A 13,377-nucleotide genomic window follows, 5' to 3' on the forward strand; every position below is an offset into this window, starting at 1 on the left:
GAGCGAGCCTGCTCGCGATAGCGATCTCAATGCTCACACTGAGCTAGAGGATTTGCCACCCCCCACCCAGCGCCTTGTACAGCGCAATACTGGCCTGCAACCGCGACAATCTCAGCTGCACATTCATATCCTGGGCGGCATACAGCGTGCGCTGGGTTTGCAGCACCGTGAGCAGGTCTTCGGCGCCGGCCTGGTAGCGGCTCTGGGCGATGTCGAAAGCGGTCTGTGCCTGGCTCAGTTCCTCCCCTTGCCACTGACGTTGTTCGTCCAGCCCGTGAATGCTGTTGAGGGCTTTTTCCACATCGGCGAAGCCATTGATGATTACCCCGCGATAGGTTTCCAGCAGTTCCTGTTGGCGTGCCGTGGCTTTGTCGCGGGTGGCGCTGAGGCGACCATTGTTGAAGACCGGCGCCACCAGCCCCGAGGACAGGTTGTAAAAAGTCGTGCGCAGCAGATCCGAAGCCAGGTCGGCACCGGTGCCCAGGCTGGCGGTAAGCGTCAGGGTGGGCAGCATCGCCGCGCGGGTGACAGTTACATCGGCTTGGGCGGCGGCGAGTTTGGCCTCGGCGCTGGCGATGTCCGGGCGGCGGCTCAACAGCTCACTGGGCACGCCGCTGGCAATCTCCGGCCAGTGCAATTGATCGAACGGCTGCTCCGTCAGCGTCAGCGCCTGCACCGGTTGGCCGAGCAGGGCGGCGAGGGTGATCCTAGCTTCCTGGGTCTGTTGCTGCACCAGCGGCAGTTTGCGTTGCTGTTCGGCCACCAGGCTTTTTTGCTGGGCCAGTTCCAGCGCGGTGGCGCTGCCGGCGTCATAACGGGTCTGCACCAATCGCAGCACGCTTTGGGCGTTGGCCAGGTTCAGCTCGGCGATCCGCTGCTGTTCACGCAATGACAAGGCTTGGGTGTAGCTGTTGGCCACGCCGCTTTGCAAGGTCAGTTCCACGGTAGCCCGATCGAACTCGCTGGCCTGCAAGCCGAGCAGGGCGCTGTCCCGGGCCGCCCGTTTGCCGCCCCAGAAATCGATTTCGTAACTGGTGCTCAGTTCTGCATCGTAATAATTCAGCGAGCGATTATCAGGGCTGACATCCAGTTGGCTGTACCCCTTGCCATGCAGCAAGCGTTGGCGATTGGCGTTGAGGCCAGCCTTGAGTTCGGGCAACAACGGGGCGCCGGCGATGGTGGCGCTGGCTTGGGCCTGCTGCACCCGGGCGACGGCGGCAGCCAGGTCATGGCTGCCCACGCTGGCCTGTTCGATCAGGCGATTCAGTTGTGGGCTGCCGAACTGCATCCACCATTGCCGATTGCTGTGTGCAGCGGCCGCGGTGTTCGGCGATTGCCAGGCGGCGGGTGGTTGCAAGCCGCTGTCGGGGGGCGGCGCAGGGGTGCTGCAGGCGGCCAGCAACAGGCTGGCGGCCAGAAGGGTCAGGTGCACTTTCATAGGTCGATCATTCACTGGTAAGGGCCGTGACCGGATCGAGCCGGGCAGCCTTGCGGGCAGGCATGAAGCCGAAGATGACACCGGTGACCAGGGCGCAGCCGAAGGCGCCGAGCACGGCGAACAACTGGAACGCGACCGCGACATTGCTCAGCAGCAACACGCCACCGACCAGCAGCGCCAGGCCGATCCCGGCGACACCACCGACCACCGAGAGCATGACTGCCTCGGTGAGAAACTGGCGCAGGATGTCGCGCTGACGGGCGCCGGTGGCCATGCGAATACCGATTTCCCGGGTGCGTTCACGCACGGTCATCAGCATGATGTTCATGACGCCGATGCCGCCGACCAGCAACGAAATCGCCGCAATCGAACCGAGCATCAATGACAGCGTGCCCTGGGTGCGGGCCTCGGCCTGGATCATGGCGGCGTTGTTGGTCAGTTCGAAATCACGCTTGCCCTTGTGCTCGCGCAGCATCGTTTGTTCGATCGCCTGCTCGGCCTCCTTGACCTTGCGCGCGTCCTTGGCGGCGATCACCACATACTCGGGGTTGCGGCTGCCAAACAGACGCACGCTGGCGGCCGAGTAGGGCACGGCGATGCGATTGTCGCTGTCGGAGTCGCCGGAACTGGAGCCTTTTTCGACCAGCACGCCGAGCACCTGAAACGGCACGTTTTCGATCAGGATGTACTGGCCGATCGGGTTGGCCAGGTCTTTGAACAGCTTCTCCCGGACCTTGTGGCCGATCACCGCGACTGCGGCGGCGCTGTCTTCATCGGCCTGGGTGAAATAGCTGCCCTGAACCACCGGCCAATTGAAGATGCTCGGGAAGTTGGTGTCGTTGCCGCCCACATAGGCGGTGTGATCGGCGTTGCCGAAACGCACGCCGGCCGTCGAGCCGTTAACCGGCATGATCCGCTGTACCTGAGGCAGGTTGGCGAGCGCGGCGACGTCATTGAGGGTAATGATCCCGGGCGGGGTACGCGGATTGGGCGCGGCGCCGCTGAGGTAAATGATGTTGGAACCGAAGGCGCCCATCTGCGCCATTACTTGCCGCTTGCTGCCTTCGCCCACCGCCAGCATCACCACCACCGACGCGACGCCAATGACAATCCCCAACAGTGTCAGGGCGGTGCGGAAGCGGTTGATCCACATCACGCGCCAGGCCGCCTGAATCGCGTCCACCAGTTCGCCTTTCCAGGCGTCATTGGCTTCGCTGCCGGCACTCAGGCGCTGGCGCAGGTCCACGGCTTGCAGCGCGCCGGGGCGGGCCATACGCGGGGCGGCCGTGGGATTGGTGGCGGTGTCGCTGATGATCAGGCCGTCGCGGATTTCGATGACCCGGTTGGCGCGTCTGGCCACTTCGCGGTCATGGGTGATCAGGATCACCACATGCCCCTGACTGGCCAGTTCGTCGAGCAGGCTCATGACTTCGGCGCCGCTGTGGCTGTCGAGGGCACCGGTGGGTTCGTCGGCGAGGATGATGTGGCCGCCGTTCATCAAGGCCCGGGCGATCGACACCCGCTGCTGCTGGCCACCGGAGAGCTGATGTGGACGGTTGCCGGTGCGCGAACCCAGGCCGAGGCGCTCGAGCAGGGCCCCCGCGCGGGCATGGCGTTCGTCCGCCGGAGTGCCGGCATAGATGGCCGGCATCTCGACATTTTCCTGGGCCGATCCGGACGGGATCAGGTGGTAACCCTGAAACACGAAGCCGAAGGCCTCACGCCGTAGCCACGCCAGTTCATCACTGCCCAGGCCGGCGACGTTTTCCCCGGCGAACAGGTAGTCGCCGCTGGTAGGGCGGTCGAGGCAGCCGAGGATGTTCATCAGGGTCGATTTGCCGGAACCGGAGGCGCCGACGATGGCGACAAATTCGCCGGCGTGGATCGACAGGTCGATGCCGCGCAGCACCTCCACCAAGGGGCTGTCGCCGCCGCCGTAGGCTTTGCGGATCTGTCGCAGGTCAATCAGGGGCGTTTGCATTCAGCCTCCGCTGCCGGTGAGCGGAGCGCTCAGCACGTGATCGCCTTCCGCCAGTCCGTCGAGAATCTGCGTGCGTAACCGGTCGCTGATCCCGGTGCGAACCTCGCGGCGCTGAACCTCGCCGTTAGCTGCCACCACTTGCGCCACTTGACGATCCGCCGCGGTGCCGTTTTGCAGGGCCGCGGAGGGCACCGTCAGCACGTTCTGCGCCTGCTGGGCGACGAAAAATACCTGGGCGGTCATGTCGGTCATCAAGGCGTTGTCGGCGTTGTCGACATCCAGCAGCACGGTGTAGAGCACGACTCGTTCGCTGCCACTGCGACCGCTGGTGGGGCTGCCCTGCGTCTGTTCGAGCGGGCGCGGCGGCACCGGCAAAATCTGCCGCACGGTGCTGCTCCAGCGCCGGTTGCCACCGCTGAGGGTGGTGAACCAGGCGGTCATGCCGGGTTTGACCTGGCCGATATCGGCCTCGGACACCTCGGCCCATACGGTCATCGGTGACAACCGGGCGATGCGCAATATCAGCGGCGTCTGTTGTTGGGCGTTGAGCGTCTGACCTTCCCGGGCGCCGACGGCGACCACCGTGCCGGACATCGGCGCGTAGATCCGTGTGTAACCCAGCTCCGCTTCATCGCTGCGCAAACTGGCCTGGGCTTGACGAATCTGCGCCTGGAACATGTCGATGCGCGCTTGGGTCGCCCGCACTTCGGCGCGGGCTGTCTGCACATCTTCTTCACGGGTCGCGCCGCCGGCCTTGAGGTTCTGTTGGCGGTGGTACTTTTGCTGCGCCAGGTCGTGCTGGGCGCGCTGCTCTTGTAGTTGGGCCTTGAGGTTGTCGATGGAAAAGCGCCCGGCGTCGAGTTTGGCTTTCTGGGTCGAGGGGTCGATCTCCACCAGTAATTGGCCTTCCTTGATCTGATCGCCGGCCTCGACATGAATCTTCTGGATCTGCCCGGACGCCTGGGCGCCGACGTCGACGTAACGTCGCGGTTGCAGGGTGCCGAGGGCGGTTACGCTGTTTTCGATATCGGCGCGGGTCACGGCGGCGGTGGCGAGTTTCTCACGCCCCGGCGGGATCACTTGCCAGGCGGCCAGGGCCACGGCGGGAATCAGGCACAGAGCGGCAAACAGGGCGCGTCGGGTGGGGCGGGGACGTTTCATGCGGGGTTCCAGCCGGTGAAAATCGGCCCGTCGCTCGGCGATCGCGGCGGTGATCCGCGCCGCTGAACGCTGTCGGTGGACCGACAGACACGGGAAGCTGTCCTGTAAACGAGAACCCCGGAGCAGAATTTAAGCCTGGATGCAGGTCGGCAAATGAGGTTATTTCTCAGGTAAATGGATCCAGTGCTTTAAATCTATATGAGAATTACTATAAATTACGCCTCTTGCGCGCTGCCATCATCGTGCCGCCATCTCTTTTATGGCGCAGATCTGGCTCAAGGACTGGGAGTCATGTTGGAAAACTACTATCGCGAGCTGGTGTGTTTCCTGAACGCCAAGCTAGGCAACCGTCAGGTGGCCGAAGATGTGGTGCATGACGCTTATCTGCGGGTACTGGAGCGTTCCAGTGAGACGCCGATCGAACAACCCCGGGCGTTTCTTTATCGCACCGCGCTCAATCTGGTGATCGACGACCACCGACGCAATGCCTTGCGGCAGGTCGAATCCCTGGACGTGCTCGACAGCGAAGAGCGCTACTTCACGCCATCCCCCCACAACAGCCTCGATCACGGCCATCGCCTGGACATGCTCCAGCGCGCGCTGGCGGAATTGCCAAGGCTGTGTCGCGAGAGTTTTCTTCTGCGCAAGATCGATGGCTTGTCGCACCCGGAAATCGCCGAGCAGCTGGGTATTTCCCGGGCGCTGGTGGAAAAGCACATCGTCAATGCCATGAAACATTGCCGGGTGCGAATGCGCCAGTGGGACGCTCCCTGATCAGGCCTCGTTAAATTTTTTTTCATTGTCCTCGTTCCTATTCAACAGACGATCTGCTGCCGCACAAGGCCGGTCAGGTCACCCAGGCGTTATCCCCGCTGGTCCGGGGTTCATCCAGAGGACACTGGAAATGACACAGGCAATTGCATCGCCCATCGTTCACGACCTGATCGGCGTCGGTTTCGGCCCTTCGAACCTGGCTCTGGCCATCGCCCTGCAAGAACGCGGGCCGAGCCAGGGCGAGCTGGATGTGCTGTTTCTCGACAAGCAGGCGGACTACCGCTGGCACGGCAACACCCTGGTCACCCAGAGCGAACTGCAGATCTCCTTTCTCAAGGATCTGGTGACACTGCGTAACCCGACCAGCCCGTATTCCTTCGTCAATTACCTCAAGCACCACGGTCGTCTGGTGGACTTCATCAACCTCGGCACCTTCTACCCGTGCCGCATGGAGTACAACGACTACCTGCGCTGGGTCGCCGGGCAATTTACCGAGCAGAGCCGCTATGGCGAGGAAGTGTTGGCCATCGAACCGGTGCTGCACCACCAGCAGGTCGAAGCACTGCGGGTGATCTCGCGTGATACGCAAGGGCAGCAGCATGTGCGCACCACCCGCTCGGTAGTGGTCAGCGCCGGCGGTACACCGCGCATTCCCGAAGCATTCAAGGTACTCAAGGATGACCGCCGGGTGTTCCACCATTCCCAGTATCTGGAGCGCATGGCCAAGCAGCCGTGCGTGAACAACCAACCGATGAGCATCGCGATCATTGGCGGCGGGCAGAGTGCGGCGGAAGCCTTCATTGACCTGAACGACAGCTTCCCGTCGGTGCAGGTGGACATGATCCTGCGTGGCTCGGCCCTGAAGCCGGCCGATGACAGCCCGTTCGTCAACGAAGTGTTCTCGCCGGAGTTCACCGACCTGGTATTCCAACAGGCCAGCAGCGAACGCGAGCGCCTGGTCAACGAGTACCACAACACCAATTATTCAGTGGTGGACATCGACCTGATCGAACGCATCTACGGCATCTTCTACCGGCAGAAAGTCTCGGGCATCGCGCGCCACGCGTTCCGTACCCTGACCACCGTCGAAAAAGCCACCGCCACCGAGCGCGGTATCGAGCTGGCGGTGCGCAACAATGCCACCGGCGAAGTCACGGTTCGCCATTACGACGCCGTGGTGCTGGCCACCGGTTACGAGCGCCAGATGCACCGCAAGCTGCTGGCGCCGCTGGAACAGTACCTGGGCGATTTCGAGGTCGACCGCAACTACAAACTGATCACCGACGAGCGTTGCAAGGCCGGCATCTACATGCAGGGCTTCTGCCAGGCCAGCCACGGTTTGAGCGACACCTTGCTGTCGATCCTGCCGATCCGTGCCGATGAAATTGCCGGCTCGCTGTATGACCATGACAAGTCGCGTGGGCATGGTCGGTCGGTGGTGGACGTGTTGTTGGCCACAGCGAGCTGATATTGAGTCGTTCCTGAAAAGATCACAGCCTGCCACAACGCCTACTACAGGAGCGCGTCCGAAAGGGGGGCGGTATTTCAGAAAAGTCCTACAGAAAGCCCGAGGGGTCTTCCGTAGCCTTGCGCCCTCATTAATCTGACACCCTTCAGGGGGGCGCCATTGTCAAACAAGTCCTTTCGCATCCTGATCGCTGACGAACAACACTTTAACCGGTTGGGAATCGAGCGTTGGTTCAACCAGCTCGGTTATTACCGGGTAGCGCCGGTGCAAAGCCTGGAAGAGTTGCTGACCCTGGTGGAGTACGCTCGCGAACCCTTCGATCTGTTGGTCATCGATGCCGCGCTGGCGGGTGGGAATCTGGACTTGGTGGATTACTGCCTCGATAACCGGCAACTGGAGCGTGTGCTGATCTACGACAGCCAACAGGCTTGGTTTCCACCATTTCCGGCCAGGGGGCAACAGAAGATTCAGGTCAGTCACGTCTTGCCTGGCCTCGCATCAATTCAATGCTTGATGGCGTTCATTGATTCGCAGGACCGTTCGTCTGAACTATCATTTCTGTCAGGTAGTTCAGACCGGCATTCCATGCAAAAGTCCATGCGCAGCTACTGCGTCTAATCCGGACCTTGCTCATGGGCAGTGAGTGCTCGTGTTTTTGCCTAGGGAGTTGCCATGAAGTCAGCGTTGATTGTGGACGATCATCCGGTGATTCGCAGCGCAGTCAAAATCGTCCTCCAGCTTGAGGGATACAAACGCATCTACGAAGCCTCCAGCGGTAATGAGGTCTTGCCGATGATTCGCGAATACAAGCCTGAACTGGTGGTGCTGGATCTCAACATTCCGTCCCTCGACGGGCTGGATGTGTTGGCACGGATTCAGGCCGGCGAGTTGCGGTGTCGCATCGTGGTCTTCACGTCCCAGGAGCCGATGTTTTATCAGGATCGATGCATGCGCGCCGGTGCCGCGGCCTATGTCGCCAAGACCAACGATCTGCAGCATCTGCACAAAGCCGTGCACGCCGTGATGAGGGGATACACCTATTTCACGCAGCTGCCCTCGAGTTCAGTGTCATTGAGTATGTTGCAGCGCAGCGAAAAGCAGATGATCGACAATCTGTCGGACCGCGAATTGACGATCTTCCAGCATCTGGCACGGGGCGTGAGCAACAAGGTCATCGCTGAAATCATGCATTTGAGCCACAAGACCGTCAGTACCTACAAAACCCGTTTGATCGGAAAACTCAACGTGGAATCGTCGGTGCATCTGCGGGATCTTGCCCGACGCAATCATTTGATCTGAATGAACGCCCTCCGACACTTTCGCTGCCTGAAAAGCCTGCTGTTGCTGGGGCTTGGCCTATGGGTGTCGTATGTCAGTGCCCAGCCGCAAACCTTGACCTTGCTGAGTCGTTCCCACGCGCAAGAGTCTACGGTCAAGCTGTCGGAGGCCGATTCACGCTGGCTGCAGCAAAAGGGCCGGTTGGTGCTTGCCATCTCTGCCCCGGATTATCCCCCCTTCGACATCACTACCACGGGCCATGCGTTGGAGGGGGTTACGGCGGACTACGCCGGTTTGCTCAAACAGCTTTTGCAGGTGGAGATCGACGTTCAACGCTACGGGTCGCGAGAAGAGGCCGTCCAGGCGCTCAAACTAGGGACGGCTGACCTGCTGGGAACGGCTAATAGTTATGAGGCACAGGATCCGCAGCTACAGAAGTCCAGCGCCTATGCCGTCGATCAACCGGTACTGGTGACCCGCACCGATTCGCCTCACACGCTGACCCCGGCACTGGCCGGCAAGCGCCTGGCGATGCTGTACCACTACTTGCCCGAGCAATATGTGCAGCAGTTTTATCCCGAGGCACGGGTCGAGCTCTTTCCTTCGACGCTGGGGGCGGTGGGGGCCGTGGCGTTCGGTCAGGCGGATGTCTATCTGGGCGATGCGATCAGCGCCCAATACCTGATCAGCAAAAACTACCTGAACAACGTCCAGCTGGCCGATTTTTCTTCCATGGAGCCCGGCCGTTTCGCCTTTGCCGTGGCCCGCGATAATCGCCGGTTGTTGCGTATCGTCAACCAGGCGCTGACGGCGATCACGACCAATGAACAAATGAATATCTTGCGCCGCTGGGGTGGTGGAGGCGCCTCTATTTCGGGCACTCAGCCATTGCATTTCAGCGTGACCGAGCAGCATTGGCTCAAGCAGCATCCGCATTTGAGGGTGGCGATCAATGAAAATCTGATGCCGATTTCCTTCTTCGACAGCGAAGGCAGGTTTCGCGGTATTGGCGCTGATGTATTGGAGAAAATCAGCCTGCGCACAGGCTTGACGTTCGACATACGACCGACAAAGTCCGTCGCTGAAATGTTCGAGTGGATCAGGACCGGGCAGATCGATCTGGTGGCAGGCATCAGCCCCAGCATCGAACGTGAAGCCGAGTTGCAGTTCACTCGCCCGTTTCTGACCAGCCCGAATGTACTGGTAACTCGCGCAGAGCCGGGCAGCCCCGTGACGCTTGATGACATGGCCGGCAAAACCCTGGCCGTTACCCAGGGCAACAGTGCCGGCGAATTCATCCGTCAGCATTTTCCGCAGATCCGGCTGGTCAATGCACCGTTGACGGCAGATGCGATGGAAATGGTCGCCCAAGGCAAGGCTGACGGCGGTATCAATTCGTTGATCGGCGCCCGTTACATGATTTCCCGGCTGTATCGCGGTCGTCTGCAAGTGACAAGCACCGTTGGCGTCGATCCCGCTCGCAGCACGCTGGCGACCGGTCGGGACGCCCCCGAGCTGCATTCGATACTGGACAAGGCGCTGCTCAGTATCGCCCCCGAAGAGATCGACGAGATGACTCAGTATTGGCGCAATGACCTGATGCTGGAGGAAAGCTACTGGCTGCGTCATCGCCAACAAATTCTCCAGGCCTTCGTCGTGGCCGGCGCCTTGTTGCTGCTCGCCCTGGCCTGGATCGTCTGGCAGCGTCGGCAGATTCGTCAGCGTCAGCAGTGGCTCAAACAATTGCAGGACGCCAAGGACGCCGCCGACGATGCCAACCGGGCCAAGACCACATTCCTGGCCACCATGAGCCATGAGATCCGCACGCCGATGAATGCACTGCTCGGCATGCTTGAACTGGCGCTGAAACGGGCAGACGAGGGCATTACCGACCGCGCGGCCATCGAGGTGGCGTCAAATGCCGGGCAGCAGTTGCTGGCATTGATCGGCGACATTCTGGACATCGCCCGTATCGAGTCCGGGCATCTGTCGCTGTCGCCGGAGCGGGCCAATTTGCAGGCGCTGGTAGTGTCGGTGTGCCGGGTCTTTGAAGGCTTGGCACGGCAGAAGAATCTGCAGTGGCGGGTCGAACTGGACGAGCACAGCGACCGTGATGTGCTGGTCGACCCCACGCGTTTCAAACAGGTGCTCTCCAATCTACTGAGCAATGCAATCAAGTTCACCCACGAAGGCGAGGTCAGTCTGAGCATGCGGATTGTGCCCGCGCCGCCTGACCGTCTCGTGGCCAGTGTGCGCATCGAGGACAGCGGCATCGGTATCAGCGCCTTTGACCAACAACGACTGTTCAGCCCTTTCGTGCAGGCCGGGAACAGTCAGCAATCAGGCCGACAGGGTTCCGGTCTGGGGCTGGCGATCAGTCGCACGTTGTGTGAAATGATGGGTGGTCGCTTGCAGCTCAACAGCCTTCTGGGGCGTGGCACCCGGGTGGACATCAGCCTTGAGCTGGTCGCATTGCACACGTTGCCCGTCATTGAAATGTCGGGGAGTGAATCACAGTTAAAGACCCGCCCTCTGACGATTCTGGTGGTCGATGATTACCCGGCCAATCGGTTGTTGCTTTCGCGGCAACTGAGTTATCTGGGGCACCACGTTCGGGTCGCGGAGGACGGTCAGCAAGGTTTCAAGCAATGGCGTGAACACACCTTCGATCTGGTCATCACCGACTGCAACATGCCGGTGGTCAGCGGTTATGAACTGGCGGGTGCGATCCGCGATGAGGAACGCTTTGAAGTGGGGCAACCGACCGTGATTCTGGGCTTCACCGCCAATGCGCAAGCCGAGGTGAAAACCCGTTGTATTGAAGCAGGTATGGACGATTGCCTGTTTAAACCGATTCGATTGGTCGACCTGAGTACATGGCTGGCCACGAGATTTTCCAGCGAACCGGCAGACGCGACCGAAGGGCTTTCCATGGTCGAAATCGATTTAAGCGGGCTGCAGCGATACACAGGGGCCGACTATGAACTGATCACCCAACTGTTGCGCGACCTGGCCGTGACCAACCGCGATGATCGCGAACGCCTGCTGCAAGAACATGCCAGCGGCAATCACCATGGCTTGCAGGACCTGGCACATCGCATCAAGGGCGGGGCGCAGATGGTCCGGGCGCTGAGCCTGGTCGAGTGTTGCGAACAACTGGAGCGTGCATGTGGCAAGGGCGATGCCGCATTGATTGACGTAGCCGTCGATCAGTTGCATCAAGCCATGACGCGCCTGGATCACAGTCTTGAGCAGGGCTGAGGTTTGATTTCTCGTCTATCGCCTGCCTCAAGCGATGTCACTGTGACTGAATTCCTCACCGAGAAAGTCGATCAAGGTCCGCACTGACGGCAACAATCCGCGTCGTGAGGGGAAGATCGCATGCACGATCCCGCACTTGGGTGTCCAGCCCGGCACCAGTTCCACCAGTCGGCCGGCGGCAATGTCATCACGCACCACCACGCTAGGCAGGTGGGCGATGCCGATGCCGGCGAGCACCGCGTGACGCAAGGCCAGCAAGTCGTCGGTGACCATCCGCGGGGTATGACGAATCAGCGCGCCGGCACCGTCGGCGCCGAACAATTCCCACTGATATTCACGCTGCGCGCCACCCCAATGCACGCTCGGCAGACCGCTGAGATCAGCCGGCGTGGCCGGTGACGACAAGCGCTGCAAAAACGCCGGAATGCCCACCAGGCATTGGGTGCTGTTGCCCAGCACCTTCATCACCATGTCGGTGTTTTCCAGCGGTGGAAAGCGCACGCGCAGAGCGATATCGAACCCTTCGTGGATCAGATCGACCCGGCGGTTGGTGCTTTCGATGAACAACTCCACCAACGGGTATTTGAGCATGTAGCGGGTCAGCATCGGCCCGACCCAGGTGTTCAGCAGCGCGGTCGGGCAACTGATGCGCACCAGGCCCTGGGGTTCGGAGCGATTGCGTTCGATCAGTTCGGCGGCGCTTTCGGCTTCGACCCGCATGGCCAGGCAACGCTGGTAATAGGCCTGGCCGATTTCGGTCAACGAGCAATGCCGGCTGGTGCGGTGCAGCAAGCGCACGCCGAGGCGTTCTTCGAGCTCGGCAATGCGTCGGCTGAGCTTGGACTTGGGCATGTCCAGCGCGCGTCCGGCCGGGGCGAAACCGTGGTGTTCTACCACTTGGGTGAAGTAGTAGAGGGTATTGAGGTCTTCCACCATCGTTCTCCAAATAGAACGCTAAGGCTGATTTTTGCAGTCTAGCGCATCAAAGGTCGCGGTTTTAAGCTTTGTCCATCGCGTCACATAAACAGATTTGGAGGAAAAGATGAAAAACATCATCGGTATCTACACCAGCCCGCGAACCCATTGGGTCGGCGACGGTTTTCCGGTTCGCACGCTGTTTTCCTACGACAACCTGGGCAAACACATCAGCCCGTTTCTGCTGCTGGATCACGCCGGTCCCGCCGAATTCACCCCGACCACCGAGCGTCGTGGCGTTGGTCAGCATCCGCACCGTGGTTTCGAAACCGTGACTATCGTTTACAAGGGCGAAGTGGAACACCGCGACTCCACTGGCAGCGGCGGCAAGATCGGCCCCGGCGACGTGCAATGGATGACCGCGGCCTCGGGGATTCTCCATGAAGAGTTCCACTCCGAAGGTTTCGCCAAGAGCGGCGGCAGCCTGGAAATGGTGCAGCTGTGGGTCAACCTGCCGGCCAGGGACAAGATGGCCGAGCCCGGTTACCAGACGATTCTCGACGGTGACATCCCGAACATCCCGCTCAAGAACAACACTGGCAGTCTGCGCTTGATCGCCGGTGAGTTCGAAGGCCATAGCGGCCCCGCGCACACCTTCACGCCAATCGATGTGTGGGATGTTCGCTTGAACGCCGGCAAGTTGCTGACCCTGGATCTGCACGAAGGGCGCAACACGGCGCTGGTGGTGCTGCGTGGCACGGTTCAGGTCAATCAAAAGGAACTGGTGCGTGAAGGGCAGTTGGCGTTGTTCGAACGCGACGGCGATCAGCTCAGTCTGGAAGCCAATAACGATGCTGTGGTGCTGCTGCTCAGCGGCGAGCCGATCGACGAACCCATCGTTGGCCACGGTCCGTTCGTGATGAACACCGAGCAAGAAATTCACCAGGCCTTTGCCGACTTCCAGTCGGGCCGGTTCGGCCGGATGAGTGATTGAAATCATTGTTGTAGCGCTATGGCGTGCCGGGCTTGGCTGACAACGCTTGCCTGGCCGCGTTGAAACGAAAAAACAGAGTTCACTTACGCCGGCCCGTTCGGCATCGA

At 60.9% G+C, this 13,377-nt stretch carries 10 protein-coding genes; 6 read left to right on the forward strand and 4 right to left on the reverse strand.

Annotated elements, in window-relative coordinates; translation table 11 throughout:
- Window positions 1-43: 43 nt before the first annotated feature.
- From BK662_RS06975 to BK662_RS06985, 3 genes are read right to left on the reverse strand one after another with little or no spacing between them, the layout of a single operon-like run.
- Complete coding sequence (locus BK662_RS06975) at window positions 44-1,438, reverse strand: efflux transporter outer membrane subunit (RefSeq protein WP_123357461.1); 1,395 nt, start codon at window positions 1,436-1,438, stop codon at window positions 44-46.
- A gap of 7 nt (window positions 1,439-1,445) precedes the next feature.
- Window positions 1,446-3,419: a MacB family efflux pump subunit gene (locus BK662_RS06980; protein WP_123357462.1), complete on the reverse strand. Its 1,974-nt coding sequence runs from the start codon at window positions 3,417-3,419 to the stop codon at window positions 1,446-1,448.
- A complete protein-coding gene (locus BK662_RS06985) occupies window positions 3,420-4,580 on the reverse strand; it encodes an efflux RND transporter periplasmic adaptor subunit (RefSeq protein WP_123357463.1) in 1,161 nt (386 codons plus the stop codon).
- Window positions 4,581-4,871: 291 nt separating this feature from the next.
- Here BK662_RS06985 and BK662_RS06990 point away from each other — a divergent pair, with 291 nt between their 5' ends.
- The 5 genes from BK662_RS06990 (at window position 4,872) to BK662_RS07010 (ending at window position 11,361) form a co-directional block, all read left to right on the forward strand.
- Entirely contained in the window at window positions 4,872-5,354 is a 483-nt protein-coding gene (locus BK662_RS06990) for a sigma-70 family RNA polymerase sigma factor (RefSeq protein ID WP_123357464.1), read from the forward strand.
- Between the two features lie 130 nt (window positions 5,355-5,484).
- Entirely contained in the window at window positions 5,485-6,822 is a 1,338-nt protein-coding gene (locus BK662_RS06995; RefSeq protein ID WP_123357465.1) for a lysine N(6)-hydroxylase/L-ornithine N(5)-oxygenase family protein, read from the forward strand.
- Between the two features lie 159 nt (window positions 6,823-6,981).
- The gene (locus BK662_RS07000; protein WP_123357466.1) at window positions 6,982-7,440 is read left to right on the forward strand and encodes a helix-turn-helix domain-containing protein; all 459 of its coding nucleotides are present in this window, start codon (window positions 6,982-6,984) and stop codon (window positions 7,438-7,440) included.
- Between the two features lie 54 nt (window positions 7,441-7,494).
- Window positions 7,495-8,121 (forward strand): response regulator transcription factor, encoded by a 627-nt coding sequence (locus BK662_RS07005; RefSeq protein WP_123357467.1) that lies wholly within the window; start codon window positions 7,495-7,497, stop codon window positions 8,119-8,121.
- Window positions 8,122-11,361 (forward strand): transporter substrate-binding domain-containing protein, encoded by a 3,240-nt coding sequence (locus BK662_RS07010; protein ID WP_123357468.1) that lies wholly within the window; start codon window positions 8,122-8,124, stop codon window positions 11,359-11,361.
- A 27-nt stretch (window positions 11,362-11,388) separates the two neighbouring features.
- Here the strand turns inward: BK662_RS07010 and BK662_RS07015 are convergent, their stop codons facing one another.
- A complete protein-coding gene (locus BK662_RS07015; protein ID WP_123357469.1) occupies window positions 11,389-12,297 on the reverse strand; it encodes a LysR substrate-binding domain-containing protein in 909 nt (302 codons plus the stop codon).
- 106 nt (window positions 12,298-12,403) lie between these two features.
- Between BK662_RS07015 and BK662_RS07020 the strand changes: the two genes are divergently transcribed.
- Entirely contained in the window at window positions 12,404-13,270 is an 867-nt protein-coding gene (locus tag BK662_RS07020; protein ID WP_123357470.1) for a pirin family protein, read from the forward strand.
- Window positions 13,271-13,377 lie beyond the last annotated feature (107 nt).

It is taken from the genome of Pseudomonas frederiksbergensis (assembly GCF_003732275.1).
In the GTDB taxonomy this organism is placed as follows: domain Bacteria; phylum Pseudomonadota; class Gammaproteobacteria; order Pseudomonadales; family Pseudomonadaceae; genus Aquipseudomonas; species Aquipseudomonas frederiksbergensis_H.